Annotated in this window: 25 protein-coding genes; 13 read left to right on the plus strand and 12 right to left on the minus strand. The window is 61.5% G+C overall.

What is annotated here, in order from left to right:
- The first annotated feature begins 74 nt into the window (after positions 1–74).
- From ftsZ to ligA, 7 genes are all read left to right on the plus strand, one after another.
- Complete coding sequence (gene ftsZ, locus BSY240_RS01060; RefSeq protein ID WP_069043772.1) at positions 75–1,823, plus strand: cell division protein FtsZ; 1,749 nt, start codon at positions 75–77, stop codon at positions 1,821–1,823.
- Between the two features lie 261 nt (positions 1,824–2,084).
- Positions 2,085–3,041: a UDP-3-O-acyl-N-acetylglucosamine deacetylase gene (gene lpxC / locus BSY240_RS01065; protein WP_054151684.1), complete on the plus strand. Its 957-nt coding sequence runs from the start codon at positions 2,085–2,087 to the stop codon at positions 3,039–3,041.
- Between the two features lie 279 nt (positions 3,042–3,320).
- Positions 3,321–4,127, plus strand: coding sequence for an outer membrane protein assembly factor BamD (locus BSY240_RS01070; RefSeq protein WP_371418484.1), 807 nt, complete (start codon positions 3,321–3,323; stop codon positions 4,125–4,127).
- 33 nt (positions 4,128–4,160) lie between these two features.
- Entirely contained in the window at positions 4,161–5,834 is a 1,674-nt protein-coding gene (gene recN / locus BSY240_RS01075; RefSeq protein ID WP_069041124.1) for a DNA repair protein RecN, read from the plus strand.
- A gap of 58 nt (positions 5,835–5,892) precedes the next feature.
- Positions 5,893–7,341: a cardiolipin synthase gene (gene cls, locus BSY240_RS01080; RefSeq protein ID WP_069041125.1), complete on the plus strand. Its 1,449-nt coding sequence runs from the start codon at positions 5,893–5,895 to the stop codon at positions 7,339–7,341.
- Between the two features lie 76 nt (positions 7,342–7,417).
- Positions 7,418–8,230, plus strand: coding sequence for an endonuclease/exonuclease/phosphatase family protein (locus tag BSY240_RS01085; protein ID WP_069041126.1), 813 nt, complete (start codon positions 7,418–7,420; stop codon positions 8,228–8,230).
- 63 nt (positions 8,231–8,293) lie between these two features.
- A complete protein-coding gene (gene ligA / locus BSY240_RS01090) occupies positions 8,294–10,450 on the plus strand; it encodes an NAD-dependent DNA ligase LigA (protein ID WP_069041127.1) in 2,157 nt (718 codons plus the stop codon).
- A 2-nt stretch (positions 10,451–10,452) separates the two neighbouring features.
- Here ligA and BSY240_RS01095 read toward each other — a convergent pair whose 3' ends face one another.
- The 5 genes from BSY240_RS01095 to BSY240_RS01115 form a co-directional block, all read right to left on the minus strand.
- Positions 10,453–11,301 (minus strand): GGDEF domain-containing protein, encoded by an 849-nt coding sequence (locus BSY240_RS01095; RefSeq protein ID WP_069041128.1) that lies wholly within the window; start codon positions 11,299–11,301, stop codon positions 10,453–10,455.
- Between the two features lie 249 nt (positions 11,302–11,550).
- Positions 11,551–11,961 carry a hypothetical protein gene (locus BSY240_RS01100; protein ID WP_069041129.1) on the minus strand — a complete coding sequence of 137 codons (411 nt, stop codon included), beginning with the start codon at positions 11,959–11,961 and terminating at the stop codon, positions 11,551–11,553.
- A gap of 11 nt (positions 11,962–11,972) precedes the next feature.
- Complete coding sequence (locus BSY240_RS01105) at positions 11,973–12,842, minus strand: TIGR02587 family membrane protein (RefSeq protein WP_069041130.1); 870 nt, start codon at positions 12,840–12,842, stop codon at positions 11,973–11,975.
- A gap of 143 nt (positions 12,843–12,985) precedes the next feature.
- On the minus strand, positions 12,986–15,097 hold the full coding sequence (locus BSY240_RS01110) for a DEAD/DEAH box helicase (RefSeq protein WP_069041131.1): 2,112 nt from the start codon (positions 15,095–15,097) through the stop codon (positions 12,986–12,988).
- A gap of 168 nt (positions 15,098–15,265) precedes the next feature.
- Positions 15,266–15,799: a GNAT family N-acetyltransferase gene (locus BSY240_RS01115; RefSeq protein WP_069041132.1), complete on the minus strand. Its 534-nt coding sequence runs from the start codon at positions 15,797–15,799 to the stop codon at positions 15,266–15,268.
- Positions 15,800–16,046: 247 nt separating this feature from the next.
- Here BSY240_RS01115 and BSY240_RS01120 point away from each other — a divergent pair, with 247 nt between their 5' ends.
- Together BSY240_RS01120 and BSY240_RS01125 are read left to right on the plus strand one after the other, a co-directional pair.
- Positions 16,047–16,688, plus strand: a complete 642-nt coding sequence (locus tag BSY240_RS01120) for a 3'-5' exonuclease (protein ID WP_069041133.1) — start codon at positions 16,047–16,049, stop codon at positions 16,686–16,688.
- A 43-nt stretch (positions 16,689–16,731) separates the two neighbouring features.
- Positions 16,732–17,220, plus strand: coding sequence for a CreA family protein (locus BSY240_RS01125; RefSeq protein WP_054151695.1), 489 nt, complete (start codon positions 16,732–16,734; stop codon positions 17,218–17,220).
- A gap of 210 nt (positions 17,221–17,430) precedes the next feature.
- On the opposite strand, the gene BSY240_RS01130 is transcribed toward BSY240_RS01125, so the two are convergent.
- From BSY240_RS01130 to BSY240_RS01145, 4 genes are all read right to left on the minus strand, one after another.
- Positions 17,431–17,790, minus strand: coding sequence for a hypothetical protein (locus tag BSY240_RS01130; RefSeq protein ID WP_054151696.1), 360 nt, complete (start codon positions 17,788–17,790; stop codon positions 17,431–17,433).
- Between the two features lie 219 nt (positions 17,791–18,009).
- Positions 18,010–18,474: a chemotaxis protein CheW gene (locus tag BSY240_RS01135; protein ID WP_006725961.1), complete on the minus strand. Its 465-nt coding sequence runs from the start codon at positions 18,472–18,474 to the stop codon at positions 18,010–18,012.
- A gap of 2 nt (positions 18,475–18,476) precedes the next feature.
- On the minus strand, positions 18,477–20,444 hold the full coding sequence (locus BSY240_RS01140) for a methyl-accepting chemotaxis protein (RefSeq protein ID WP_069041134.1): 1,968 nt from the start codon (positions 20,442–20,444) through the stop codon (positions 18,477–18,479).
- 194 nt (positions 20,445–20,638) lie between these two features.
- Positions 20,639–21,427 (minus strand): DUF2189 domain-containing protein, encoded by a 789-nt coding sequence (locus BSY240_RS01145; protein ID WP_069041135.1) that lies wholly within the window; start codon positions 21,425–21,427, stop codon positions 20,639–20,641.
- Between the two features lie 51 nt (positions 21,428–21,478).
- Here BSY240_RS01145 and BSY240_RS01150 point away from each other — a divergent pair, with 51 nt between their 5' ends.
- From BSY240_RS01150 to BSY240_RS01160, 3 genes are all read left to right on the plus strand, one after another.
- Positions 21,479–21,721: a hypothetical protein gene (locus tag BSY240_RS01150; protein ID WP_069041136.1), complete on the plus strand. Its 243-nt coding sequence runs from the start codon at positions 21,479–21,481 to the stop codon at positions 21,719–21,721.
- Between the two features lie 119 nt (positions 21,722–21,840).
- Complete coding sequence (locus BSY240_RS01155) at positions 21,841–22,440, plus strand: SCO family protein (protein ID WP_069041137.1); 600 nt, start codon at positions 21,841–21,843, stop codon at positions 22,438–22,440.
- Positions 22,441–22,526: 86 nt separating this feature from the next.
- The gene (locus BSY240_RS01160; RefSeq protein WP_069041138.1) at positions 22,527–23,411 is read left to right on the plus strand and encodes a 50S ribosomal protein L11 methyltransferase; all 885 of its coding nucleotides are present in this window, start codon (positions 22,527–22,529) and stop codon (positions 23,409–23,411) included.
- Positions 23,412–23,564: 153 nt separating this feature from the next.
- Here BSY240_RS01160 and BSY240_RS24060 read toward each other — a convergent pair whose 3' ends face one another.
- A complete protein-coding gene (locus BSY240_RS24060) occupies positions 23,565–23,738 on the minus strand; it encodes a hypothetical protein (RefSeq protein ID WP_054151702.1) in 174 nt (57 codons plus the stop codon).
- A gap of 264 nt (positions 23,739–24,002) precedes the next feature.
- Here BSY240_RS24060 and BSY240_RS01165 point away from each other — a divergent pair, with 264 nt between their 5' ends.
- The gene (locus tag BSY240_RS01165) at positions 24,003–25,838 is read left to right on the plus strand and encodes an aminopeptidase P family protein (RefSeq protein WP_069041139.1); all 1,836 of its coding nucleotides are present in this window, start codon (positions 24,003–24,005) and stop codon (positions 25,836–25,838) included.
- A 3-nt stretch (positions 25,839–25,841) separates the two neighbouring features.
- Here BSY240_RS01165 and BSY240_RS01170 read toward each other — a convergent pair whose 3' ends face one another.
- Both BSY240_RS01170 and BSY240_RS01175 read right to left on the minus strand, forming a co-directional pair.
- Complete coding sequence (locus BSY240_RS01170; protein ID WP_054151704.1) at positions 25,842–26,153, minus strand: AzlD family protein; 312 nt, start codon at positions 26,151–26,153, stop codon at positions 25,842–25,844.
- Positions 26,150–26,860 carry an AzlC family ABC transporter permease gene (locus BSY240_RS01175; RefSeq protein ID WP_069041140.1) on the minus strand — a complete coding sequence of 237 codons (711 nt, stop codon included), beginning with the start codon at positions 26,858–26,860 and terminating at the stop codon, positions 26,150–26,152. Before BSY240_RS01175 ends, BSY240_RS01170 begins: the two co-directional genes overlap by 4 nt.
- Between the last annotated feature and the right edge of the window lie 8 nt (positions 26,861–26,868).

Raw genomic sequence — 26,868 nt, forward strand, 5'->3', positions numbered from 1 at the left:
TTCGGCCAAGGGAAATCTGTTGAAATGACATGGCCGGCTTGGCGATGCGGCCGGAAAAAGAAGGAACGGGTACCATGACCATCAAGCTGCAGAAGCCAGATATTACTGAGCTGAAGCCCCGCATCACCGTCTTCGGTGTCGGTGGCGGTGGCGGCAACGCCGTCAACAACATGATCACCGCTGGTCTGCAGGGCGTCGATTTCGTCGTTGCCAACACGGATGCCCAGGCGCTGACCATGACCAAGGCCGAGCGCATCATCCAGCTCGGCGTCAATGTCACCGAGGGTCTCGGCGCAGGATCGCAGCCGGAAGTCGGTCGCGCTGCCGCTGAAGAATGCATCGACGAGATCATCGACCATCTCAATGGTACCCATATGTGCTTCGTCACCGCCGGCATGGGCGGTGGTACCGGTACCGGTGCCGCTCCGGTTGTCGCCCAGGCTGCCCGCAACAAGGGTATCCTGACCGTTGGTGTCGTCACCAAGCCGTTCCACTTCGAAGGTGCGCGCCGCATGCGGCTTGCCGAATCCGGCATCGAGGAACTGCAGAAGTCGGTCGACACGCTGATCGTCATCCCGAACCAGAACCTCTTCCGCATTGCCAACGACCGCACCACCTTCGCCGACGCCTTCGCGATGGCCGACCAGGTGCTCTATTCCGGCGTTGCCTGCATCACCGACCTGATGGTCAAGGAAGGCCTGATCAACCTCGACTTCGCGGACGTTCGCTCAGTGATGCGCGAGATGGGCCGTGCGATGATGGGCACCGGCGAAGCATCGGGCGAAGGCCGCGCAATGCAGGCTGCCGAAGCCGCAATTGCCAATCCGCTGCTCGACGAAACCTCGATGAAGGGCGCTCAGGGCCTGTTGATCTCGATCACCGGCGGTCGTGACCTGACCCTGTTCGAAGTCGACGAAGCTGCGACCCGTATTCGCGAAGAAGTCGACCCGGACGCCAACATCATCCTTGGTGCCACCTTCGACGAAGCGCTCGAAGGCATCATCCGCGTGTCTGTCGTTGCCACCGGTATCGACCGTGCAGCACTTGCCTCCAAGGGCTTCGAAGCCGCTCCGCTGGCAAAGCCCGCTATGCGTCCCTCCGCGGCCGTTGCTCCGGCACCGGCCGCATATCAGCCTGCAATGACGCAGGCCCCCAAGCCGACCATGGATCCGGTCGCAGACACCATTCGTTCGGCTGAAGCAGCCATGGAACGGGAACTCGAGATCGCAACTGCCCGCCAGCCGATCATGAGCCAGCCGCAGCCCGCTTCGCAGGAGGAATTCCGTCCGGCAAGCCGCCTGTTCGCTTCGCCGGCTCCGGAAGCAGCTCCCGCTCCGCAGATGGTCCAGCCGGTTGCTCCGGCTCCCGTCATGAGCCAGCCGGCACCGGTGATGCAGCAGCCCGCTGCGGTCATGCAGGCGCCGGTCGCTCCGGCACCTGTGATGACAGAGCCGCGCATGGCAGCTGAGCCCGTCCGCATGCCGAAGGTGGAAGACTTCCCGCCGGTGCTGCGCGCCGAGATCGACCACCGCGCCCAGCCGGCAGCACCCGCTGCCCAGGACGAGCGCGGCCCGATGGGTCTGCTGAAGCGGATCACCAATTCGCTCGGTCGTCAGGCTGACGAAGAGACTGTCATGGGTGACATGACCGGTTCTGCGCCGGCTGCTCCGTCGCAGCAGCGTCGTCCGCTGTCGGCCGAAGCCAGCCTCTACGCTCCGCGTCGTGGCCAGCTTGATGATCAGGGCCGTGCCACGCCGGCACGCGCCACCAGCGAAGACGATCAGCTTGAAATCCCTGCTTTCCTGCGTCGCCAGACGAGCTAAGGAAAGCACGACTCACCTTCGACAGACCCGGGTCGAGAGGCCCGGGTTTTTTGCGTCTCACACTTTGTGACAACACGTCGAATTCTTGAGGATAATCAAGGGACTGCCTTCGTTACAAAGCGAAAGAATCAGTGATTTGGCTCACGTCCCGGTCACACGTATGTATGTGATCGAACACAGGGCCTATCAGCCCTTTGACAAGAGATTGCGACGGGAAGCAAACGATCCACCGCCTCGTCGCTTCATTTTAAGGCTATCGGAATGGCAATTGCTTTGCTCGGATTTCAGACCACGATCGCAGCGTCTCTCACGCTGACGGGTATCGGGGTTCATTCCGGCCGCGAGGTCTCCATCACCCTCCAGCCGGCTGAAGCCGGGACAGGTATTGTGTTCGTCCGCCAACACGATGACGGTTCTACCAGTGAGTATCGCGCAGTGTCTGCGCATGTCGGCAATACCGATCTCTGCACCGTGCTCGGCACCAATCCGGCTCGGTCCGTGGCCACGATCGAACATGTCATGGCCGCATTTTATGCGCTCGGTCTCGACAATGTCGTGGTCGAAGTCGATGGTGCTGAAATGCCGATCATGGATGGCAGTTCGGAAGTCTTCATCGATGCGATCGAACAGGTCGGCATCACGAATCTCGGGGTCAAGCGCCGCTACATTCGCGTCATCAAACCGGTTCGCATCGAGGCCGGTGCGTCCTGGTCCGAGTTCCGCCCCTATGACGGCACGCGTTTCGAGGTCGAAATCGACTTCGACAGCAAGCTGATTGGTCGACAGAAGTGGGAAGGCGACCTGACGGCCGAAACCTTCAAGACCGAATTGTCGCGCGCGCGCACCTTCGGCTTCATGCGCGATGTCGAGCGCCTTTGGGCTGCGGGCTTCGCACTGGGTTCTTCGCTTGAAAACTCGGTGGTCATCTCGGACGACGATACCGTGATCAATGTCGAGGGGCTGCGCTACGAAAAGGATGAGTTCGTCCGTCACAAGACGCTCGATGCCGTGGGTGACCTCGCTCTCGCCGGTGCCCAGTTCATCGGCTGCTACCGCTCCTATCGCGGCGGTCACAAGATGAATGCGAATGCACTGAAGGCGCTGCTCAGCGACCCGACCGCCTATGAGGTCGTGGAAGCGCCGAGCCGCAGCCACCAGGTTCGCGCCCGGGAATTCGTTCCGGTGCAGGTTTCGGAATTCGCGCCCTGGTCGGCGTAAGTACAAGACAGGTCAATCAAAGTTCAACGCCGGCTTCTTCCTGAAGGCCGGCGCTTTGCTGAGCAGGCAAGGATAAGGGCAGAATGGCACTTTCTGGGTGCCCTGCCACAAAAATGCGTTAAAGTCACATCACTGCGTTGCCCTAGTGCCGCTTTTGTGGCTAGAAACGCCAGTTGAAGGCGACGGTTTTCAAGCGGCGCTGCAATCGGGATCTTTCGAATGAATCAAGTGGGATCGGTCGTTGTGAAGAATGCCGTGCGTATTGCGGGCCTGAGCGTGATGTTGTCTTTCGGCGCCGTGCTCGCGGGATGCCAAAGCGACCCTGATATCGACATCAGCAAACTCGCTGCCGAGACCGAGCCGCCGGAAGTGCTCTACAATCAGGGCCTTGCCAACATCAAGGCTGGCAATATGAGCGAAGCGTCCCGCAAGTTTGACGCGGTCGACGCCCAGAACCCGTTCTCTGAATGGTCGCGCAAGGCACTCGTCATGAGCACCTTCACGAAATACCGCCTTGGCCGCTATGCCGACGCGATTGCGACCGGCAACCGCTACCTGAGCCTCTATCCGAAGTCCGAGGATGCCGCTTACGCGCAGTATCTCGTCGGTCTGTCCTACTGGAAACAGATTTCCAACGTCACGCAGGATCAGCGCAATTCGGTCAAGACGATCGAAGCGATGCAGCGCGTCGTCAACGACTTCCCCGATTCGGAATATGTCGATGACGCACAGGCGAAGATGCGTTTCGCGCGTGACCAGCTCGCCGGCAAGGAAATGCAGGTTGGACGCTACTATCTGGAGCGGAAGGAATATCTCGCAGCCGTCTCGCGCTTCCGCGTTGTCGTCGAGCAGTATCCCAACACCAACCAGATCGAAGAAGCTCTCGCCCGTCTGGTCGAGTCATACTACGCGATGGGCGTGGTTTCGGAGGCCCAGGCTGCGGCGGCGGTGCTCGGACACAATTATCCGGACAGCCAGTGGTATGCCGACAGCTATGCGCTGTTGCAGAGAGGCGGTCTCGAACCGCGTGAGAATTCCGGTTCGTGGATCACCCGCGCCGGTCGCAGGCTGCTGATCGGGACCTGACGGTCTTAAGTCACGAAGTGAGAAACTGAGCCTATGCTGGTCCAGCTGTCGATCCGCGATATCGTTCTGATCGAGCGGCTGGATCTTGCCTTCGAGACCGGTCTATCCGTGCTGACAGGGGAAACCGGGGCCGGAAAATCCATTCTTCTCGACAGCCTCTCGCTGGCCCTTGGTGGCCGCGGCGACGGTTCGCTCGTGCGCCATGGCGAGGACAAGGGGCAGGTCACTGCCGTCTTCGATGTTGGCGGTAGCCATCCGGCCCGGACACTGCTGAAGGGGAATGGCGTCGATGACGACGGCGACCTCATCTTCCGCCGCGTGCAATCCGCCGATGGCCGCACCCGTGCCTATATCAATGATCAGCCTGTCAGCGTGCAGCTGATGCGCCAGGTCGGCCAGTTGCTGGTCGAGATCCATGGCCAGCACGACGATCGTGCGCTGATCGACACGAATGCCCACCGCATGCTGCTCGACGCCTTTGCCGGTCTGACCGACGAAGCGCTTGAACTCGGGGACAGCTATCGCCGCTGGCGTGAGGCCGAGCGGGCCTACAAGACCCACAAGGCGAAGGTTGAGGCGGCCGCACGCGAAGCCGATTACCTGCGGGCCTCCGTCGAGGAGCTGGAGGGTCTCTCGCCGCTTGATGGCGAGGAGGACGAGCTCGCCGAGCGGCGCTCCGCCATGCAGAAATCCGAACGCATCGCCGGCGACATCGCCGAGGCCTCCGAATTCCTGAATGGCAATGCCTCGCCAGTACCGCATATCGCATCCCTGATGCGCCGACTGGAGCGCAAGAGCCACGAGGCTCCCGGACTGCTGGAAGAGACCGTGCAGCTGCTTGGCACGGCCCTCGACACGCTGTCTGCAGCGCAGATGGAAGTCGAAGCCGCCTTGCGCCGCACGGAGTTCGATCCGCGCGAGTTGGAGCGCGTCGAGGAGCGTCTGTTTGCGCTTCGCGCGGCGGGCCGGAAATATTCGGTCGCCGTTGCAGATCTCCCAGCGCTTGCCGAAAAAATGGTGGCCGATCTCGCCGATCTCGATGCCGGAGAAGAGCGGCTTGGCCAGTTGGAGGCAGCCGTCCGCGAAACCCGGGCGCATTACGACCAGCTGGCGCTGCAACTGTCTGGCAAACGGCAGAACGCCGCCCAGGCGCTTGCCGATGCCGTCATGCAAGAACTGCCGGCGTTGAAACTTGAGCGCGCCCGTTTCATGGTCGAGGTCTCAGCCGACGCCGACAATGCGACTGCGGACGGTATCGACACGGTCGAGTTCCACGTCCAGACCAACCCCGGCACCCGACCCGGCCCGATCATGAAGGTTGCCTCAGGCGGTGAGCTCTCCCGCTTCCTGCTGGCACTCAAGGTGGCGCTTGCGGATCGAGGCTCCGCGCCAACACTCGTCTTCGACGAGATCGACACGGGTGTCGGCGGTGCGGTGGCCGATGCCATCGGCCAGCGGCTGAAGCGCCTGTCTGCCAAGGTTCAGGTGCTGTCCGTCACCCATGCGCCGCAGGTTGCGGCTCGCGCTTCTGCGCATTTCCTCATCTCCAAGGGACCGACCGGTGATGCGGGGGACAAGATCGCGACCCGAGTTGCCATCATGGAGCCGGAGCATCGGAAGGAAGAGATCGCCCGCATGCTTGCCGGCGCTTCCGTCACCGATGAGGCGCGGGCGGCAGCCGCCAAACTGCTTGCTGCCGGCGAGTGAGCCACATCCATCCGGCCGTGGTTGCCTTCCACCCTGAAACCTGTTTCGTTGCCGCATCATGATGGACCTGATCCAGATCTACTGGGCCGAAACCCTTGCCGTTCTGTCCGTCGTTTTCGGCACGGTGGCGGCCACCCATGCGGCGATGACGAAACGCGAGGTGCGCTCGGCGCTCGGCTGGGTCGGCATCATCATCCTGTCGCCGCTGGTGGGCGCAATGATCTACGCGGTCGCGGGGATCAACCGCATCCGGCGCGCAACGCTCATCTCCAGACGCGCGCTCGAACTCGACGAAATCTGGCGCAGCCTTTCGCTCTACAGCATCGACCGCGAAACCGTGGCCGCCCAGTTCGGTGATCGATTCGGACCGATGAAACTGCTCGGTGACAGGGTAACCCGGCATCCTCTGTCGTCGGGCAACCATATCGCGATGCTCTCGACCGGGGAGGAGACCTTCGATGCCATGTGTCAGGCAATCGAAGCCGCGCAACACAGCATCATCCTCGAAACCTACATCTTCGATCGCGATGTCGTCGGCCGACGCGTGGCCGACTGCCTGATCGCCGCGCATCAGCGCGGTGTCGCCGTCCGGGTGATCGTCGATGCCGTCGGTGCGCGTTACAGCGTACCCAGCATCATCGGCTATCTCGAAGAGGGGGGCGTTCCGGTCGCCGTCTTCAACGGGCAGGTCATCATGGGCCTGCGGCTGCCTTACGCCAATCTGCGGACGCACCGGAAAATCCTGGTGACGGACGGGGCCACCGCTTTTGTCGGCGGCATGAATATCCGTGCGGGTTTCACCGGGCCGGATGGCGCGCGCGACACGCATTTTCGGGTGACCGGACCTGTTGTCGCCGACATTCTGGCGGTTGCTGCCGAAGACTGGCACTTCGAGACCGGTGAAGTGCTGCTGGGGCCGGAATGGGGCGTCCGGCTCGATGACGCGGTGCCGGGGGCAGGGACCGCTGTTCGGGCGGTGGTATCCGGCCCTGACACCCATATCGAGACGAATCATCGGCTTCTGCTCGGCGCGTTTTCCGTGGCCGAACGGTCGATCCGGATCGTCTCTCCATACTTTCTGCCCGACACGACATTTATTGCGGCACTGAACACGGCTGCCCGTCGGGGCGTTCAGGTGGACGTGATCGTGCCCTCGCAGAACAATCTGGCGATCGTTGCGCGTGCAATGATGGGGCAGTTCGACCAGATCCTGCGCGAAGGGTGCCGGGTGCATCTGGCGGATGGTCCATTCGATCATTCGAAGCTGATGGTCATCGATCGGCAATGGTGTTTCATTGGCTCGTCCAATCTCGATTCGCGTTCGCTGCGACTGAATTTCGAGATCGATCTCGAGGTCTATGATCGTGACCTTGCCGCGCAGATCGAAGACCGGATCGATCGCAGCCTGTCCAGCGCCGGGCAGGTCACTCTTGATACACTCCGCACACGATCTCTGCCCAATCGGATGATTGATCGCTTGTTCTGGCTCGGATCGCCCTATCTTTGACCGAGGACGGCGTTTTGTGCATGGCCTCAACCGCAACCGGCCCCCGGCCCAACCGACGACGGATGCAACAGGTGTGATGAAGAAGACCAAGCCGAGCCTCGCCCGCACGATGGTGACATCCATTCGCAATCGCAGATGGCGTCCAGCAGAGCGGGTGGTCAAGGCACAGGTCGATGGTGCGCTGACCGTCGCTTCCTACAATGTGCACAAATGCGTCGGCACTGACGGCCGATTTGATCCCGAACGCATCATCGACGTTATCAGGGAAATCGGTCCCGACGTGATCGCGCTGCAGGAGGCAGACCAGCGTTTCGGCGAGCGCTCCGGGCTTCTCGATCTCAATCGGCTGCGGCTGGAGACTGGTCTTCTGCCGGTACCGGTACTCACCGGGCCGAAGTCGCATGGATGGCGGGGCAATGTGCTGCTGTTTCGCGAAGGGATTGTGCGTGACGTGCATCAGGTGGCACTGCCCGGTCTTGAGCCGCGGGGCGCTCTGGTGGCCGAAATCGATATTGAAGGCCGGGCCGGGCTGCGGGTGATTGCGGCGCATCTCGGATTGTTGCGCTGGGCGCGCCGCCAGCAGGCGGATGTCATTCTCGATCTCTTGCAGAACCGCGCCGAGCGGGCCACGCTCTTGATGGGAGATTTCAACGAGTGGCGGCTGGGGCCCGGCTCGGCGCTCACACGGCTTGAGCCGGTTTTTGGGCCGTTACCGCCACCAATCCCGAGTTTTCCCGCTCGTCTGCCGGTTCTCTCGCTCGACCGGATCATGGCGAACCGGTCCGGCCTGATCGCCGATCTGACGGCCCATGATACACCTCTTGCTCGCCTTGCTTCCGATCATCTGCCGCTGACGGCAAGGCTCGATCTCAGCAAGGTGGAGGAGTGAGCACACGCTCTTTTCATTCGCCGATTTTCCGCTAAACCCGACTGAAGAAATGCGGAGGTTGCCATGGCTGTTGAGACCATTCCTGTCGAGACCTTGACCGAGGAACAGGCGAAGGCCGAATTGCAACGGCTGGCAAGCGAGATTGCCCATCATGACGCGCTTTATCATGGCAAGGATAAGCCGGAGATCTCGGATGCGGATTATGACGCGCTGAAGCGGCGCAATGACGCGATCGAAGCGCAGTTTCCGCAGCTGGTGCGGACCGATAGTCCCTCCCAGCGCGTCGGTGCGGCCCCTGCCGGCATCTTCGCGCAGGTCGTTCATGCCCGCCCGATGCTGTCGCTCGACAACACCTTTTCGGATGAGGACGTCCAGGACTTCGTGTCTTCCGTCTACCGCTTCCTCGGCCAGTTGCCGGACAATTCCATCGCCTTTACCGCCGAACCGAAGATCGACGGGCTCTCCATGTCGCTGCGCTACGAGAACCGTAAACTGGTGACGGCCGCGACGCGAGGCGACGGGACGACGGGCGAAAACGTCACCGCCAATATCCTGACGATCAAGGAAATCCCGACCGAGCTTCCGGCGGATGCCCCTGACATCGTCGAGGTGCGCGGTGAAGTCTATATGGCGAAGTCCGACTTCCTGGCGCTCAACGCGCAGATGGAGGCCGAGGGCCGGCAGACCTACGTCAATCCGCGCAACACGGCTTCCGGTTCACTGCGTCAACTCGATCCGAAGGTGACGGCCAGCCGCAAGCTGCGCTTCTTTGCCTATGCCTGGGGCGAGATGAGCCAGATGCCGGCCGAGACGCAATGGGAGATGGTGCAGGTCTTCGGCCGCTGGGGTTTCCCCATCAATCCGCTGACGCAGCGGCTGACGTCGATTTCGTCCATACTCGACCATTACCGCGAGATCGGGCTGCAGCGTCCAGATCTCGACTACGATATCGACGGTGTCGTCTACAAGGTCGACCGGCTCGATCTTCAGGCGCGCCTCGGTTTTCGGTCCCGATCGCCGCGCTGGGCGACGGCTCACAAGTTCCCGGCGGAGCAGGCCTTCACCACGGTCGAAGCCATCGACATCCAGGTGGGCCGCACAGGTGCGCTGACGCCTGTCGCGCGTCTGACGCCGATCACCGTCGGAGGCGTCGTCGTGACCAACGCGACGCTGCATAACGAGGACTACATCAAGGGCATCGGCAATTCCGGCGACCGCATCCGGCCTGACGACCAGGACATTCGTATCGGCGATACCGTGATCGTCCAGCGCGCCGGAGATGTCATCCCGCAGGTGCTCGACGTGGTGCTGGAAAAGCGGTCAGAAGCTGCGGCGCCGTATGTCTTCCCGAAGACCTGCCCGGTCTGTGGCAGCCATGCTGTGCGGGAGAAGAACGAGAAGACGGGCAAGCTTGATTCTGTCACGCGCTGCACCGGCGGTTTCGTCTGCCGTGCGCAGGCTGTTGAGCACATCAAGCATTTCGTCTCACGCAATGCCTTCGACATCGAAGGGCTCGGGACGAAGCAGGTGGACTTCTTCTTCGAGAGCGACGATCCGGCGCTGATGATCCGCACGGCGCCCGACATCTTCACGCTGAAGGCACGTCAGGACCAGTCGCTGACGAAACTTGAAAACATCGATGGGTTTGGTCGTGTCAGCGTGCGCAAGCTGTTCGAGGCGATCGATGCCCGGCGCGAGATCGCGCTCCACCGCTTGATCTTCGCGCTCGGCATCCGCCATGTCGGCGAGACCACGGCGAAGCTTCTGGCCCGCTCCTATGGCAGCTACGCAGCCTTTGCGGAAGCCATGCAGGCGGCAGGGCCAAAGTTTGGCGACGCCTGGAACGAGTTGAACAGCATCGATGGGATCGGCGAGGTGGTCGCCGCCTCGATCGTCGAGTTCTTCAAGGAGCCGCGCAATCTGGAAGTCGTGCAGCGCCTTTTGAGCGAAGTGACGCCCGTGGACGCCGAGGCGCCGGTCGCAAGCGACAGTCCCGTGGCTGGCAAGACCGTCGTCTTCACCGGATCGCTGGAGCGCTTCACGCGTGACGAGGCGAAGGCCCGGGCAGAAGGGCTCGGAGCCAAGGTTGCGGGCTCCGTGTCGAAGAAGACGGATTATGTGGTCGCGGGGCCGGGTGCCGGCTCCAAGCTCGACAAGGCCCGTGAGCTCGGCGTCCAGGTGATGACCGAAGACGAGTGGTTGACGCTGATCGGCGGCTGAGGTCAGGCTGCGGTAATCGCCGTTTCCGCAAGGTCGAGCCGAACGGGTTCCGGCTGATAGGGCGTGCGCGGCAGATCGCGTTCGAGCACGATCCTGTTGCGGCCGGACGACTTCGCGAGATAAAGCGCCTGATCGGCTGCGGCGTAGACGGCCGTGAAATCGCGAAGCGGTGTGATGTCGGCCAAGCCGCCGGATATGGTGACGGCGATCGACTGGTGCATGGACTCGACCAGACGGTTGGCAATGTTTCGCCGTAGCTTTTCCGCCATCGCGATGACATCGGCAAACTCGGCATCCCGAAAGAGGATGGCGAACTCTTCCCCGCCGATACGCGCGACGAGATGGGCGGGTCCGGTGATTTCGCACAGCGTTCTTGCAACCGAGACAATCACGTCGTCGCCGGCCAGATGGCCATAGCGATCGTTGATCTGCTTGAAACGGTCGATGTCCAGGATCAGCAGATGCCCGCGCTCAACCTGAGAGAGATCATCGATGAAGGCGCGGCGATTGAGAAGGCCGGACAGCATGTCGGTTCGGCTCAACTGGCGGAACTCGAGCCGTGTTCTGGCGAGGTGAATGACCGCATAGCCCATGTAGAGCGAGCAGAGCATCGTCAGGACGAAGGATACAATCATGGCGATGCCGCAGCCGATTGCCAGATCGCGCAACAACGGGTTGAGCAAGACATCGAAGGCATGCAGGACAAGCAAGATGCCTGCGACCATGAAGCAGGCGATGATGGAATTACGGATCGACAGTCTGGTCGCAAAGCGGATTACCGCATCCCAGTTGTCGAATTCTGTGAGCCCAATATCGCGGATGACCCACGCTTCAATCCGTTGCTTCAACATAGGTTTTGACCATACAGAATGACTTGAAACGAAAATCGATCAGTCGACGCGAGAGCTTATCTGCCGCCGTCTGCTGTCATGAAATATGTTTGCTCGCAAACATTGCGACCGTCTTACGTCAAGGTGCCGAATGCAACCCTGGCCGTAAAGAGTTCATTTTCATTTATACTAGTATTAATCCCCTAAAAATTAAGGTTCGATGAATCCAAAACCCTGGATTGCATATGGCCGCGTGCCGATCCGAGACGTTCACGGCTCAGTGAAACCGGATGGGACAACCTGCAGCTGATGGAGAGACGGATTGTTGACGAAAAGCAGACCGCCCCGGGAAGTCGACCCGGCAGCGACGTAGTCGAAGGTCATTCCCGCTTCCTCGACCAGCTCAGGTCCGTCGAGGAGCGCCGCCTTTATTTCCACCGCAGCGGCCGCCTGATCACCTGAATTGCGTACCTCGATCATGACGCGCCAGCCGGAGAGCTGGGGATCAATGGCGAGGATCAGGACGGCAAGCTCCGGTGGGCGGTCGTCGCTCGTCATCGCTTCGAATGCCATCCAGCCGATCACCGCCACGACAATGGTGGTTGCCGCAAGGCCGGTGAGCCATTCCACCCAATGCGGGCGTATGGGGTCGGTCGCTTTGCTGGCATTGTCACGGGTCATGTCGGGCCTCCTTAAAGAATAAGTCTGGCGGCGGCCGCGCCGATCGCTGCCGGAAAGCCGAGCACGACCAGCGTCAGAAGGGCCTCTGCCATGCCGAGGTCATCCAGCCGACCGAAGGTCCAGAGGCTGTAGAGACTGACGGCGAGGGCGACAACGTAACCGGGGATGGTGAACCAGACAAAGGCATGCCAGACCGGCGTTTCCTCCTGAAGACTGTGGCCGCCCTTGAAGGCGAGCGCATAAACGAAGCCATGCATCAGCATCATCGACAGTGCCATGAGGGCAAGCGCATGCCAGATGGTCATTTTGTAGGCGAGAAGGATCATCTCCTCTGTCGGGGCCAGATTGAGCGACAGGAAAAGTGCACCCACGGCCATCATGAAGAGCTCGGTGAGGTAGCCGGTATTGGCCTCCTGGCTTGGATCGGCACCGTCCTGCTCGTCATCGGCATCCTCGTCCTGCATGCTGAGCTGGCTTCGGCCGAGCAATGCACCGATGCTTGCCGGTACTGCCTGTAGCGCCACCATTCCGACCCATTCGCGCGGCGCCATATCGAGCGTGATCACCCCGAGCAGCACAAGGATCAGCGCACTGGCGGCGACGCCCATGCCATAGGCAACGATCGCGTCGCGGGCCGATTCGCGCCATGTGGCGGTCCGTTCGAAGCCGATACGGTGGGAAAGTCCGACGAGGAGAGGCAGGTTGAGGACCAGCAGCAGAAGAAGCCGCTCTCGGTCCATGTAGAAGCCGAGGAACCACATCTCCATGGTCATCAGCATGGGGATGGAGAAGAGAAGGGCACCGGCAAGCCCGCGTGCAAGGCCGACGAGAAACCGGCTTACCCGTGCCGATTCGTGACGTTCATCTGCGACTTCTGCCATTGTTCCACCGTCCCTTGCCGCGCAGGGAATGCGCAAATGGGGGTGGTTGTTCCGTCTGGCGGGAGGTTGACCGGCTGCCGTGAGGCAACCGGTTCATGTCTGGCAGGAGCGTTGCATGTACACGTCCTGCGGCCAGGGGCCGATCAGCCCTTCGGCTTGAAGGTCTTTTTCTTGGGGCCTGCCGATGGGCCACGGTCGTCGAACTTGCCCTTGGGCTTGCCGGCGCCGGCGAAGGCGGGCTTGTCGCCCTTCGGCTTGCCGGCCCAGTCGGGCTTGGCAGGCTTGTCCCAGGAATTCGACGCACCCTTCGGCTTCTTCTTGAAACCGGGCTTGTCGTCGCTCCAGTCGGGACGCTTCGGCTTGGGCGCGTCGCCCCAGACTTCCGAGTCCGTCACCGCCATGGCGTCGCGCGGTGGCCGGGCAGGGCCGTCGTCCTTGCGGGCGTAGGGCTTCTTGTCGCCGAACGGCTTCTTCTCACCATAGGGTGCCTTGTCGCCATAGGCCTTCTTCTCGCCGTAGGGCTTCTTGTCACCATAAGGCTTCTTGTCGCCAAAGGGCTTGCGATCGCCTTCCTCGCGCGGTGGGCGGGGGGCGCGCTCCTTCGGAGCCGCGTTGAAGTCCGGCATGCCGGGGAGCTGTGACAGCGTAATGCCGCGCTCAAGCGCCTTGTTCGGGCCAAGCGCGCCCAGGAACGTGTCGAGTGCGCTTTCAGCGATCTCGACGAAGGTTTCCTCCGGCTGCATCTTGATCGCGCCGATCTCGTTCTTGGTGATGTTGCCGTTGCGGCAGAGCATCGGGATCAGCCAGCGCGGCTCGGCATTCTGGCGGCGGCCGACGGAAACGGAAAACCAGACGCTGGCGCCAAAATCGCCACGCGGCTTGGTCGCCGAGTTGGCCGGGTTGGCATAGTCCGGCTCCTTGCGGGCCTTGCCGGCTTCGAGGCTGACGGGGATCAGATCTTCGGGTGCCGAACGCTTGCCGCGCTGCAAACGCAGGAAGGCAGCGGCCACCTGTTCGGCGCCGTGGGTCGCGATCAGCGATGCGATCATCGGTGCTTCGTCTTCGGTGATCACTTCCGTCAGCATGGGATCGCCCATCAGGCGTTCATCGTCGCGGGCCTGAACTTCGTCGGCGGAGGGCGGAAGCGCCCAGGTCGGGCGAACATTGGCGCCGCCAAGCAGGCGCTCGGCCTTGCGACGGGCACTGTTCGGCACGATCAGCGCCGAGACGCCCTTGTTGCCGGCGCGGCCTGTGCGGCCGGAACGGTGCAAAAGGGTTTCGGAATTGGTCGGCAGGTCCGCATGGATGACGAGCTCGAGGCCCGGCAGGTCGATGCCGCGGGCGGCGACATCGGTCGCGATGCAGACGCGCGCACGGCCATCGCGCATGGCCTGCAGCGCATGGGTGCGTTCATTCTGCGAAAGCTCGCCTGACAGCGCCACGACCGAAAAGCCGCGGTTGTGCAGGCGTGAGGTCAGGTGGTTGACGGCAGCACGGGTGGAGCAGAAGACAATGGCGTTGCGGGCTTCATAGAAGCGCAGCACGTTGATGATGGCATTCTCGCGATCGGGATTGGCGACGGCGAGCGCACGATACTCGATGTCGACATGCTGCTTCTGTTCGGACACGGCCTCGATGCGGCGTGCGTCGCGCTGGTAGCTCTTGGCGAGGTCAGCGATCGAGCGCGGCACGGTTGCCGAGAACATCAGCGTGCGTCGATCGTCGGGCGATTCTTCCAGGATGAATTCGAGGTCTTCGCGGAAGCCGAGATCGAGCATCTCGTCGGCTTCGTCGAGCACGACGACACGCATCTGGGACAGATCGAGCGCGCGGCGGGTAATGTGGTCGCGCAGGCGTCCCGGTGTGCCGACGATGATATGGGCACCGCGCTCCAGTGCGCGGCGCTCATTGCGAATGTCCATGCCGCCGACGCAGGAACCGATGATCGCGCCGGTCTCGGCAAAGAGCCACTCCAGTTCGCGCATGACCTGCATGGCCAGTTCTCGGGTCGGTGCGATTGCGAGAGCCAGCGGTGCGCCGGCGCGCTCGAAACGACCGCCTTCCGGCAGCAGCGTCGGGGCCATGGCGAGACCGAAGGCAACCGTCTTGCCGGAGCCCGTCTGGGCGGAGACGAGCGCGTCGCGACCTTCCAGCTCGGGGTCGATCATGGCCTGCTGCACGGGTGTCAGGGTATCGTAGCCGCGCTTGCGCAAGGCCTCAGCGATCGCCGGAACGATGGCGTCGAAATCAGTCATGGAGTGGTCTTTCGAATGTGATGGATGATGCGGGCCAAAGCACCGCGCCCGCCGATTGCGGGTATGTTGGCGCTGTTCCTACCCGTCTCGACCCAGAAAGTCGAGGGGCAGGGAACGAAAACGCTGCGCTATGGTGAACCATAGGCCTCGCACCACCCGGACACGTCATCAGCGAAGCCGCGCCATGGCCAAGGCCTCGACATAGGCTCCGCCGCGAAAAGCGTAGTCCACCATCCTCCCTTCCACGGTGAAGCCGAAGCTCTCATAGAGGGCGATCGCGGCGCAATTGTCCGCATAAACGGTCAGTTCAAGGCGTCGCAGGTTCAGCCAGTCATCGGCGATGCCGACGGCTTCGCCGAGGAGCGCGCGCCCGATCCCGCGTCGGGTAAAGTCGTCATGCACGCCCATGCCGAGCGTTGCGACATGGGCACGCCTGCCTTTTGCCGGCGACAAACCGATATCGCCGACCACCGTGCCGTCGAATACGGCCACGAGGTATCGGGCATCGCCGGACTGCTGTTCTATGCCGCGCCTGATTTCCTCGACGCTGTGATAGGGGAGGCGCATGGTGCCCCAGCGGTAGCCTGGCAGATTGTGCAGGTCGGCGATCGCGGCGGCGTCGACTTGAGATCGCGCACGGATCATCAGGCCTTCTGGCCAGGGATGCTCCTCGCGGGAAGCGACGGGATGTGATTGCGGCATTCTTGCTCTCCATGTCGTGGGCGGGAGAGCGAACCGGACGCCTGCTCAACCGCAGGGCGTTCGGGATAAGTAGGTTCTACAGACGCGACCTGACCCGGACACCCTTGCAAAGGGGGATCACAAGAAGGGTCATAGAGGTGGTCGAGTAAGTTTTAGCCATAGGCATATGGTGGAGAGGGCGCAGGCGTCGGTCAAGAGCGACGCCCGGACCCTTGTCCGAATCCGCTTGAGGTTTTAAGGCTTTCGAATGTCCACCTCCCAATTCTCCGGCAAGACGATTGCCATCGACTTCGAGACCGCGACCGAGGCGCGTGCCAGTGCCTGCTCCATCGGCCTCGCCTTTATCGAGAACGGCCGCGTCGTGCGCGTCGAGGAGCGCCTGATCCGGCCGCCGGAAAACCGCTACTCGCCCTTCAACATCGCCATTCACGGCATCCGGCCCGAACATACGGCCAATGCGCCCGAGTTTCCCGATGTGATGGCAGAGTTCGCCGGTGACTTCGAGGGCGCGCGGATGATCGCCCACAATGCCTCCTTCGATTTTTCGGTGCTGAGGGCCTGCCTCGATTTTTCGGGACTGGAGTATCCGGAGCTGTCCTATCTGTGCAGCGTCAAGCTCGCCCAGCGCCACTGGCCCTCGCTCGGATCGCACCGGCTGAACGTGCTGGCCGCGCATCTCGGCTTCAGCTTCCTGCACCACAATGCCGCCGAAGATGCGCGCATCTGCGCCGAAGCCTGCCTTGCCATGGCTTTGGAGGCCGAGGTTGAAGACCTCTTCGATCTCGCTGTGACGCTCGGGCTCAATCCGGGGCGTTTGCACCGGCATGGCTATGATGCCTGCTCCTTTGCCCGCAAGCCGAAGAAGAAATCGCTCGCCTTGCAAGCGTGACCGGGCATCCTATCTTCAGGGATATCACGAAGGAGTGAAGTCCATGTCGATTCGCAAAGCCGCCGCCGCTGCCGCCATTCTCGCCTCGACGGCGATCCCCGCATCGTCCGAAGTCGTCGGCAAGGTCGGCGTGGACTGGGTCGGCAATGACATCGTCATCGAAGCGATGACCGATCCCGAAGTGAAGGGCGTTACCTGCCACGTCACCTATTTCGATCGCTCGATCATCGATCGGCTGTCCAAAGGCAACTGGTTCGAGGATCCCTCGAACAACTCGATTGCCTGCCGCCAGACGGGACCGATCGAAATCGGCGATATCGATCTTTCGGAGGATGGCGAAGAGGTCTTCCGGGAAGGGCTCTCGATCATCTGGAAGTCGCTCGTCGTCAATCGCATCTACGACAAGAAGAACGATACGCTGATCTATCTTGCCCATTCGCGACAGGTTGTAGAAGGCTCGGCCAAGATGGCGATCTCGACCGTGCCGCTGTTCAATCAGACGGTCGTCTGGACATCGGGCAAGCCGAACTGACAGACCAGTTTTGGGGAGAATCGGGATCGGCATGCCCGGTGTGACATCTGTCACTTCAATGGGGCGATACAGTGGGTCATGCATTTTGAACCGGCTCCGCGTCACCCCCAATTTCGCAGCCGGACGGAGAGCATCCTGTTCAACTCTCCACACAAAGACGCCCTGGAGCCTTGCGGATCCAGGGCGTTATTGAACGTTACGTAAGCGAGCTTACTTAACGTAGACGACCTTGCCACCGTTTGCGGCCGTCTCGACGTCGATGACGTTCATGGTTTCGATGCTCTTTTCCTGCAGAGCTGCCATGATAGCCGGATCAGCGCTTGCTTCAGCCTGCGCTTCAGACAGGGCGCTCTGGTCGTTGACCATGGCTTCGAGGCGCGTATGCTGCTGACGGTTCTGATCATTGTTCAGGCTGTCAAGGTAAACGATGTTCACGCCTTCAGCCATCGTCGTGGAATTGGTGGTGGTCGTCGTGTCGACCATCGGTGTAGCGGTCTGCGCGAGAGCAACGCCCGAGACAGAGGCGATAGACATAGCACCGGCGAGCGCGAGCTTTACTGCATTATTCATGATGTTTCTCCTTGGTTTCTTTTCAGAAACTTCCGCGTCGTCGGAAGTCATGGAGAAACGTCAAAATGCCGCGACGGTTCCGTATTTGGTAAAATAAGTGTTTACTATAACTTGTAGTCCCGCTCGCCCAGGCGGATATCCAGCGGGCCTGTCTGCTGCGCAAACGGGAACGAGCCCCGACAATGTCGAGGCTCCTTCCTGGGAAGAAATAAGATTTGATCAGGCGGCCTGAGCGAGCTCGTCGGCGATGACGGTGTCGAGGTTGAGGAAGCAGACCATCGACTTCTCAAGTGCGACGATGCCGCGGCAGAAGGCGCGCTGGGCTTCCGGGATGATTTCCGGTGCCGGCTGCAGGTCTTCACTCTTGATCGTCATCATGTCCGAGACCTGTTCGACCAGGAGACCGACCAGCTTGCCGGCGATGTCGGTGACGATGATCGCTGCCCGTTCCGACGGTTCGGTCATCTTCATGCCGAGACGGCAGGCCATGTCGATGACCGGGATGACGGCGCCGCGCAGGTTGATCAGGCCGAGAACGTAAGGGGGGGTATGCGGCATCGGGGTGACCGGTGCCCAGCCGCGGATTTCGCGGATGGCCATGATGTCGATGCAGAATTCCTGATCGCCGAGGTGGAAGGATACGATTTCCAGATAGGCGCCCGACTGTTTGATGGCATTACTCATGTTCAGAACTCTTCCCAGTGTTCCTGTGCTGCGGCAGCAGAGGCTGTTGCCGTGGCGGTACGGTTGAACGATCCCGCAACCTTGTTCATCAGCGCCCGTGCGGGAGACGGTCTCTGAGGGGAGGCGGCGCGCGCAGCCTCCTGATATTGGTCATGAGCAGCCTCGCCCAAGTTCACCTTGAACTGTCCGACAAGTCGCGAAAGGTTTTCCGCGTCACTTGCCAGCGTGTGGCTCGCCGCATTGGTCTGCTCCACCATCGCGGCATTCTGTTGCGTGACCTGGTCCATCTGGCTGACGGCCGAATTGATCTCGCTCAGTCCAACTGATTGTTCTCTCGCGCTGGTAACGATTGCCTTAACGTGCTCATTAATTCGTAAAACATCTTCGCCAATCCGGTGCAGCGCCTGTCCGGTCGCCGTCACCAGCTCCACCCCGGAGCGCACTTCGTCGTTGGAACGGGTGACCAGGGTCTTGATGTCGCGCGCCGCATCGGCAGCGCGTCCGGCCAATGCCCGGACTTCCTGCGCCACGACGGCGAAGCCCTTGCCGGCGTCGCCGGCACGGGCCGCCTCGACGCCCGCGTTCAGGGCGAGAAGGTTGGTCTGGAAGGCGATCTCATCGATGACGTTGATGATCTTGCCGATTTCGTCGGTCGCATCCTCGATGCGGTTCATCGCGGACATGGCGTCATTGACGACTGCGCCGGATTTCTCGGCGTAGTCCTTCGCATTGTCGACCATGTGGCTGGCTTCTTCGGCCCGGTCGGTTGCGCTCTTGACGGTTTCGGTGATCTCGGAGAGGGCGGCGGACGTTTCCTCGAGCGAGGCGGCCTGCTGCTCGGTGCGACGCGCAAGATCGTCTGCGGCGCTCTTCATCTGCTGGCCGTTGGCGCGAATCGAGCTGCTGTTGGTCGCGATCTCGGTCATGACCCGCTTGAGGTTGATGGCCACTTCGTTGAAATCGATCCTGAGCCGCTCGAGATCCTGCGGGAAGGGGCCGGCGATGGTTGCGCAGAGATCACCCTGAGACAGGCGGGTCAGTCCTTCGCCGAGCGCGTCGACCGCGAGCTTGAGGGCGCGCGTGTCGGCTTCCATGGTTGCCGTGCGGCTCTCGCGCTCAGCCTCGTTCTGCAGCCGCTGGGAAAGGCTTGCTTCCTCCAGGTCATGCTTTTCGATAGCCGCCTTGCGGAAGATATCGGCCGAACGGGCCATGCCGCCGATTTCGTCATGCCGGTCAGTCCCGGCGACTTCCGTCTGGTAGTCGCCATCCGTGATGCGTTGCATGCTCGTGCGAACGAGCCGGATGCCGTTGGCAATCGAGTTGCCGTGAATGAGCTGGAGTGCGATAACCGAGAAGAAGGCGATACTGCCCAGCCCAAGCTGGAAGGTCAGCGCCTGATTGCTTCGGCGTGTCGCCTCGTTGACATAGTCCTCGACCAGATTGCCACCGAGGGCCGAGAGGTTGTTGAGCACGTTGCCCAGACGCTCGCCCGCACCGTCGATCGCATCGTCGATGGCGGCGTATTCTTCTTCCGGCGCGCCGGTCTCGACCATGCGTTTCAGGTCGACCTGGATGGCTTGCGCGACGGCATTCAGGTCGGCTTCGTAGCTAGCCACTTCGCCCGGCGAACCGGCTTCTGCAGCGACAGAAGCAAGGACGGACGCACCATCCTGAAGGAGCGCGACAGCGGCGTTGATGATCTCGACACGCTCCGGCTGGATGCTTCCTTCCCCGCTGTCGATGATCGTGTCCATGGCCGCCAGCACCATATTGGCATTGGCCAGGCGCATCTCGTTGATGCGCTCGACTTCATTCTTGATTTCGATTGAGTCGTGGATTGCGGTCGATATGCGTGCGTTCTGGTACCAACCGACTGCCAGCATCGAGCCGATGCCCAGCACTGCCGCGGCGCCCAGCGTCATAAGGCGCTGTTTGACGGACAGGTCTTTACCCGTGATGAGATTGACCATGAAACTCCCCAGCCCTTGTCCCGACTGCCCCTGCACGCCGGTGACGTGTCATGCGCAATCCGGAGAGGAGTATCCCGGCGGACGATCATGTCCGCTTGGCTCATTTGAGCCAAAACGCCGATGCAGAATCTCTAATATTAGTTAATCAGGAACTAATAATGCAGCCAGCGGTCGAATTCTTTGTGTCTCGCGAGTTAGGTGGCTGTGATTGCGCGACGATAAAGGTGCCATGTCGCGTGTCCCGCGACCGGCAAGACGACCAGCAGCCCGAGAAAAAGCGGCGCCATGGCGAGTATGGCCAAGGCGGCAATGATCAGTCCGAAGACGAGCATGGGGGCTGCGTTCTCGATCACCGTGCGCATGCTGGTCAGCATGGCGGTGACGAAATCCACATCGTGATCGAGAAGCAGCGGCATCGAGATGACCGTGGCGCTGAAGAGGATCATCGCAAGGACTGCTCCAACCACAGTGCCCACGGCGAGGAAGAGCAGACCTTCCGGGGTGGTGAGCACGACATTGACGAATGCGTCGAGGGTTGCGGGAACGCGGAAGCCGAGGAACAGAGCCATCAAAAGACGAACCTGGTAGATCCAGATCCAGAAGATGAAGAGCACGACGAAGGCCATCCAGGACAGTTGCCGCTCGCGTTGGCGAAAGACTTCAGCGAGGATCGCCTTCCAACTGACGGGTTCGCCAAGCCTGTGCCGGCGGCTGATCTCGTAGAGACCAACGGCAATGAACGGTCCGATCAGCGGGAAGCCGATCGCGACCGGAATGATCATCCATGGCAGGTGGTAATAAGTAAGCATCACGGCGATGAAGATGCCGCCTGCCGCATAGATTGCACCAAAGAACAGGCCGTAGGCGGGATAGGTGCGAAAGTCACTCCACCCGTCGGAAAAGGCGGCACGGATATCGTTCATGCGCAGCCGGTTGATCTGCAGCTTCGGCAGAGAGCCCCGATCGAGTGCCTGCTGTTCCATGTGTCCCTCCCAAGACATGCGGTGCTGCGACAATCTGTCAGAAACTACCACGTGTGTTCCTTGATATCCGTCAAATCGCAAGGCCCGGAGTTCAAATTCTCGCGTTTCATCCTGAACGAACTGCGCTATCATGGCGTCATGTCCGATTTCGCGCGCTCACAGAAATGGTTGCCTCTGACCGCCCTCATGCTTGCAGGGACGTTGTTCACTGTGACTGTCTTCCTGGGCTGGCTGCACTATGGCTCGGACATCTTCCTAAGCTTGATCGAATCCGGTCTGGCCTATTGCTTCTAGCCATCGTGGTCCGTGACAAATCAGCGCTCGTTCCAGCATTTACAGCGAGTTGAATTGCCTTCTTTCGCCGGGAGGCTTATCCGGCTGGGCGAGAAGTTCGATTTCAAGGGAATGCCATCATGAAAACGGTCAGGGTCATCTTGTGGGCGGCGGTGGTCGTCATGGCGGGTGTTCTCGGCTGGCTGACCTACTCGGTCACGCAGTCGGATCAGAAGACAGCGGAGGCGCCCTTCGGCGTGCCGTTTGAGCTCGTCGACCAGAACGGCCAGCCGATCACCGAACAGGCGTTCCGCGGCAAGCCGACGGCGCTTTTCTTCGGCTTCACCCATTGCCCGGAAGTCTGCCCGACAACGCTTTTCGAGCTGGATGGCTGGTTGAAGCAGGTCGATCCCGACGCCAAGGGTCTGCAGGCTTATTTCGTGACTGTTGATCCCGAGCGGGATACACCGGAGATCCTCGGCCGTTATGTCTCCAACGTCACGGATCGGGTGAAGGCGATTGCTGGGGAACCCGACAAGGTCGCAGAGGTCGTCAGGGGGTTCCGGGTCTACGCGAAGAAGGTCCCGCTCGATGAGGCACAGCCCGATGGTGACTACACGATGGATCATACTGCTTCGATTTTCCTGCTCGATGCCGAGGGGCGCTTCAAGGGCACGATCGCCTATGGCGAGAACCCGGATACGGCCGTCAAGAAGCTCGAAAACCTGATGAAGGGCTGATCTCAGCTGCTTCGCCGGAGGTTGCCATGGCGTCATTTGCGTTGTACCGCAACGCCTGACCGCCCAGACCTTCGAGGAAGACGACCGTGAGCGAAATTCGCCTCTATGTGAGCACCACCGAAAAAAACGCCAACCGGATCCTCGATCTGATGAGCTTTGCTTTCGGCGAAGAGGATTTCGCGATCGCGACCACCGAGGTCGATGAGAAGGCGGATGTCTGGGAAGCGTCCATCTATATGATGGCGGACCAGGAAGACGAGGTCAGGCCACGTGTCGAGGACCTGCTCGCCGAGGAATTCTCCGATGCGACGATCGTGCGGGAGGTTATCCCGGACATCGACTGGATCGCCAAATCGCTCGAGGGATTGAAGCCGGTGCGCGCCGGTCGCTTCCTGGTGCATGGTTCCCATGACCGGGACAAGGTGCAGATGCATGATGTCGCGATCGAGATCGACGCTGGCCAGGCCTTCGGGACAGGTCATCACGGCACAACGGCAGGCTGCCTGGAAGTCATCGAGAAGGTGGTTCGCTCTCGCAAGGTCCGCAATGCGCTAGACCTGGGTACGGGCAGTGGCGTGCTGGCAATCGCCGTGCGCAAACTGCTCCCGGTACCGGTGCTGGCGACGGACATCGATCCGATCGCCGTCCGCGTCGCCAAGGAGAACGCGCGTCGCAACCAGATCGTCGAGGGTATCGACTTCCGCACGGCGCCCGGGTTTCACTCGACGGCTTTTCGCCAGCATGGTCCGTTCGATCTCGTCATTGCCAACATTCTCGCGAGACCGCTGATCAAGATGGCACCGCAGCTGGTCGCGCATCTCGCGCCGGGTGGCTCCGTGATCCTCTCCGGTATCCTTGCCGAGCAACGCTGGAAGGTGATTGCGGCCTATAGCGGCCAGGGCCTGTCGCATGTGAAGACGATCTGGCGCAATGGCTGGGTGACGATCCACTTCACGCAAGGGAAGGGCTGACACCTTACGTCAGCCAACGAAGAATACAAAAAAAAGGCGGCCCGCAAGGAGCCGCCTTTTTGGCATCGGCATCATGCCGCGCCGAGGTCCGCGAGCGTGGGAGGAGCGCTCAAGCGGATGCTAGACTGTACGGACGTTCAGACCGTCAAGTGATCAGATGATCGAGTGCTGGTGCGGACGACGGCGCAGTTCCTCGCGCTTCAGGCCCATGGCCTCCAGCGATGCGTCATCGAGCGACAGGAGAGCGCCCGTCGTATAGAGATCGGCACGGCGCTGGCGTGCCTCGACGAGATTGCTGAGGGCGGTGCGCAGGAAAGACTTGGCCATCTCTCGGTTCCTTTTCCGTTGTGGACGCTGGTTTGTCGCGTCCTCGATGACCCTGATATAGTCTGTTCTCGCTTGTTCAGTCAGAGGGGCTAGAGCACGGGAGACTTGCGAATGCTGCATAGCAGCATAAGCTCTGCCTGAATTTGCGGCATAACAATAGCTGCTGACGCGCATATGCTGCGAAAGCGTGCGGCGGTGGTGGTGGGGGCGATGCGGCCTTGCTATAAGCCCTGACAGAATCCGAAACCCATCGCGAGCCATGCCATGTTTCAGTCCTTTGAGGTCAAGTCCACGCCGCATCACGGCAAGTCCAGGATCGCAGCCCTTCGCGCGCTGTTTGCCGAACTTCAGATCGATGGACTGCTCGTGCCGCGCTCGGATGAGTATCTCGGAGAATATGTGCCTGAGTCCGCCGAGCGTCTCGCCTGGGCGACGGGCTTCACCGGTTCCGCCGGCATGTTGATGGTAACCGAAACGCTCGCCGTCGTTTTCGTCGACGGCCGCTATGTCACGCAGCTTGCCCAGCAGGTCGATGCATCGGTGTTCACGCCGGGCGACCTCGTCGGCGAGCCGCCGCACAAGTGGATCGAAAACCGCGCATCGAAGGGTTTCCGCCTCGGCATCGACCCCTGGACCCATACGGGAGCGGAAGTCCGCCGGCTGGAGAAGGCGTTGGCCGACAAGGGCGGCAGTCTGGTGTTCCTGCCATTCAATCCCGTCGATCGCCTCTGGACCGACCGTCCGGCCGAGCCCAAGGGCGCGGTGATGATCCAGGCGCTGAACCAGGCCGGTGTTTCTGCCGCCGACAAGCTGAAAACCATTGCCGCCGATCTCCGCGACAAGAACCTGGCGGCTGTGCTGATTGCCGATCCCTCGTCGGTGGCCTGGATCTTCAACCTGCGGGGTAGTGACGTGCCGCATACGCCGCACCCGCTTTCGCGTGCGATCATCAAGGCAGACGGTTCGGCCGAACTCTTTCTCGACAGTGCAAAGACCAATCTCGAAGTGGAAAGCTATCTGCGCGATCTCTGCGTGCAGGTGGATCCGGCGGTTCTGGCCGAACACATCGAGCGAGTGGCGGGTGACGATGCGCGCATTCTGGTCGATCCTGACTTCACGCCCTACGCACTTTCGCGGATGATCCGCGAGAGCGGTGGTGAAGTTGTCGAAGGCAACGACCCGGCGAAGCTTGGTCGGGCGGTCAAGAACATGGTTGAGCTCAACGGCTCGGCGGCTGCACACCTGCAGGACGGTGTGGCAATGGTCGAGTTCCTTCACTGGTTCAACGAACAGCCGCATGGCAGCCTGACGGAGATTGCGGCGGCGCAGAAGCTCGAAGCGGTGCGCGCAGCGGTTGGCGAGCGGATGCAGAACCCGCTCAAGGACATTTCCTTCGACACGATCTCCGGTGCCGGCGAGAACGCCGCCATCATGCACTACCGTGTCACCACCGAAAGCGACCGACAGATCCGTTCGGCCGAGATGTTCCTGATCGATTCGGGCGCGCAGTATGTGAACGGAACCACCGACATCACCCGCACGCTCGCTGTCGGCGAGGTTCCGGCGGAGCAAAAGCGCTTCTTCACGCTGGCGCTCAAGGGGATGATCGCGATCAGCACGGCGCGTTTCCCCAAGGGCACGCGTGGTTGCGATCTCGATCCCCTGGCGCGTATCGCCCTCTGGAAGGCCGGAGCCGACTTCGCCCATGGCACGGGCCATGGCGTCGGTTCCTATCTCTCGGTGCATGAGGGGCCGCAGAGGATTGCCCGGCTTTCGACCCAGGAGCTGCTGCCCGGCATGATCCTGTCGAACGAGCCCGGCTACTATCGTCCCGGCAGTTTCGGTATTCGTATCGAAAACCTGATCTATGTGCGCGAGGCCGAGGCGATCGAAGGTGGTGACCAGCCGATGCTCGGCTTCGAGACGCTCACCTTTGTGCCGATCGACCGTTCGCTCATCGTCGAGGATTTGCTGACGCGCGACGAGCTGCAATGGCTGGATGCCTATCATGCCAAGACGCGCGCAGAGCTCTTGCCGTTGATCCGGGACGCTTCGACCCGGGAGTGGCTGGAACAGGCAACGGCGCCCTTTGGGCGCTGAGCGTCAGCCGACGAACTGACGCATCAGCATGACGGCGGCCCAACCGCCGATCAGCATCGGGATTGCACCGAAGCGCAAGCCGATCAGGAAGGCCGCCGCCATGGCGACCTTCACGTCGATCTCGCCATAGAAGAAGGCTGGCGCGACAAGGGTCGTCAAAACCGCTGCCGGAACCGCGTTCAGCGCCGCCTCAAGTCGGGGCGGCATGTGCTTCAGGCGCTTCACCAAGATATAGCCGCCAATGCGGGTTGCGAAAGTTGCAGCGGCAGCGGCGGCGATCAAAAGCGTCATGTAGGGCGTGAAGAGTGTGCTCATCGGCTCGCCTCCTCGTGCTCGACCGGAGGTTCGGGCAGCGGCAGCAGGGCCGCGAGCAGGACGCCGGCGAGTGCCCCGACACTGATGTGCCAGGGTGAGCCGATCAGATGCTGGGCAATGATGGAGACCACCGCACTCACCACCACGATCAGCAGGAAATTGCCTCGCTTGCGGAAGCCGAGCACCAGGCCGAGGAAGTAGATCGGCAGGAGCACGTCGATGCCCCAGTCTGCCGGATCGCCCATTGCCTTGCCAACCAGTCCGCCGACGGCTGTCATGGCGACCCAAGGCACATAGATCATCGCGCCGAAACCGACATACCAGGGGAAGGAGACGCCGCGGCCGCTTTCGCCACGCGCCAGCGTTTCGGCGAATTGCGGATCGGTGAGCAGGAAGAAGCTCAGCATTTTCTGGGGCAGCGTGAAATGATCCATGAAGGGCGTGATCGCGGCCGAATAGAGGATGTGCCGGAAGTTCACCGCGAGGATCGACAGGATCACGACCCACATGGGCACGGCCTGGCCGAAGAGCTCGATGCCGACCAACTGACTTGCGCCGGCATAAACGGTCGCGCTCATCAGGGCGGCCTCGGCGACCGTCTGGCCGTTTGCCACTGCCACCGCGCCAAACAGCACGGCGAAAGGCCCCGCTGATATGATGACGGGGAGGGCCTTCAATGCACCCACGGTGAACTCTGATCGGGACATGGCGCAGT

Origin of the sequence: Agrobacterium sp. RAC06, from assembly GCF_001713475.1 — a bacterium.
Taxonomy (GTDB): domain Bacteria; phylum Pseudomonadota; class Alphaproteobacteria; order Rhizobiales; family Rhizobiaceae; genus Allorhizobium.

Bases quoted from the DNA above. Each gene is read 5' to 3' on its own strand.
- BSY240_RS01155 (WP_069041137.1), top strand. From the start codon at position 21,841: ATGAAAACGGTCAGGGTCATCTTGTGGGCGGCGGTGGTCGTCATGGCG.
- BSY240_RS01100 (WP_069041129.1), bottom strand. From the start codon at position 11,961: ATGACCCGTGACAATGCCAGCAAAGCGACCGACCCCATACGCCCGCAT.
- BSY240_RS01085 (WP_069041126.1), top strand. From the start codon at position 7,418: ATGAAGAAGACCAAGCCGAGCCTCGCCCGCACGATGGTGACATCCATT.
- BSY240_RS01095 (WP_069041128.1), bottom strand. From the start codon at position 11,301: ATGTTGAAGCAACGGATTGAAGCGTGGGTCATCCGCGATATTGGGCTC.
- recN (WP_069041124.1), top strand. From the start codon at position 4,161: ATGCTGGTCCAGCTGTCGATCCGCGATATCGTTCTGATCGAGCGGCTG.
- BSY240_RS01110 (WP_069041131.1), bottom strand. From the start codon at position 15,097: ATGACTGATTTCGACGCCATCGTTCCGGCGATCGCTGAGGCCTTGCGC.
- cls (WP_069041125.1), top strand. From the start codon at position 5,893: ATGATGGACCTGATCCAGATCTACTGGGCCGAAACCCTTGCCGTTCTG.
- BSY240_RS01170 (WP_054151704.1), bottom strand. From the start codon at position 26,153: ATGAGCACACTCTTCACGCCCTACATGACGCTTTTGATCGCCGCCGCT.
- BSY240_RS01135 (WP_006725961.1), bottom strand. From the start codon at position 18,474: ATGAGTAATGCCATCAAACAGTCGGGCGCCTATCTGGAAATCGTATCC.
- BSY240_RS01165 (WP_069041139.1), top strand. From the start codon at position 24,003: ATGTTTCAGTCCTTTGAGGTCAAGTCCACGCCGCATCACGGCAAGTCC.
- BSY240_RS01130 (WP_054151696.1), bottom strand. From the start codon at position 17,790: ATGAATAATGCAGTAAAGCTCGCGCTCGCCGGTGCTATGTCTATCGCC.
- BSY240_RS01105 (WP_069041130.1), bottom strand. From the start codon at position 12,842: ATGGCAGAAGTCGCAGATGAACGTCACGAATCGGCACGGGTAAGCCGG.
- BSY240_RS01125 (WP_054151695.1), top strand. From the start codon at position 16,732: ATGTCGATTCGCAAAGCCGCCGCCGCTGCCGCCATTCTCGCCTCGACG.
- BSY240_RS01175 (WP_069041140.1), bottom strand. From the start codon at position 26,860: ATGTCCCGATCAGAGTTCACCGTGGGTGCATTGAAGGCCCTCCCCGTC.
- BSY240_RS01120 (WP_069041133.1), top strand. From the start codon at position 16,047: ATGTCCACCTCCCAATTCTCCGGCAAGACGATTGCCATCGACTTCGAG.
- BSY240_RS01140 (WP_069041134.1), bottom strand. From the start codon at position 20,444: ATGGTCAATCTCATCACGGGTAAAGACCTGTCCGTCAAACAGCGCCTT.
- BSY240_RS01145 (WP_069041135.1), bottom strand. From the start codon at position 21,427: ATGGAACAGCAGGCACTCGATCGGGGCTCTCTGCCGAAGCTGCAGATC.
- BSY240_RS01115 (WP_069041132.1), bottom strand. From the start codon at position 15,799: ATGCCGCAATCACATCCCGTCGCTTCCCGCGAGGAGCATCCCTGGCCA.
- lpxC (WP_054151684.1), top strand. From the start codon at position 2,085: ATGGCAATTGCTTTGCTCGGATTTCAGACCACGATCGCAGCGTCTCTC.
- BSY240_RS24060 (WP_054151702.1), bottom strand. From the start codon at position 23,738: ATGGCCAAGTCTTTCCTGCGCACCGCCCTCAGCAATCTCGTCGAGGCA.
- ligA (WP_069041127.1), top strand. From the start codon at position 8,294: ATGGCTGTTGAGACCATTCCTGTCGAGACCTTGACCGAGGAACAGGCG.
- ftsZ (WP_069043772.1), top strand. From the start codon at position 75: ATGACCATCAAGCTGCAGAAGCCAGATATTACTGAGCTGAAGCCCCGC.
- BSY240_RS01070 (WP_371418484.1), top strand. From the start codon at position 3,321: ATGTTGTCTTTCGGCGCCGTGCTCGCGGGATGCCAAAGCGACCCTGAT.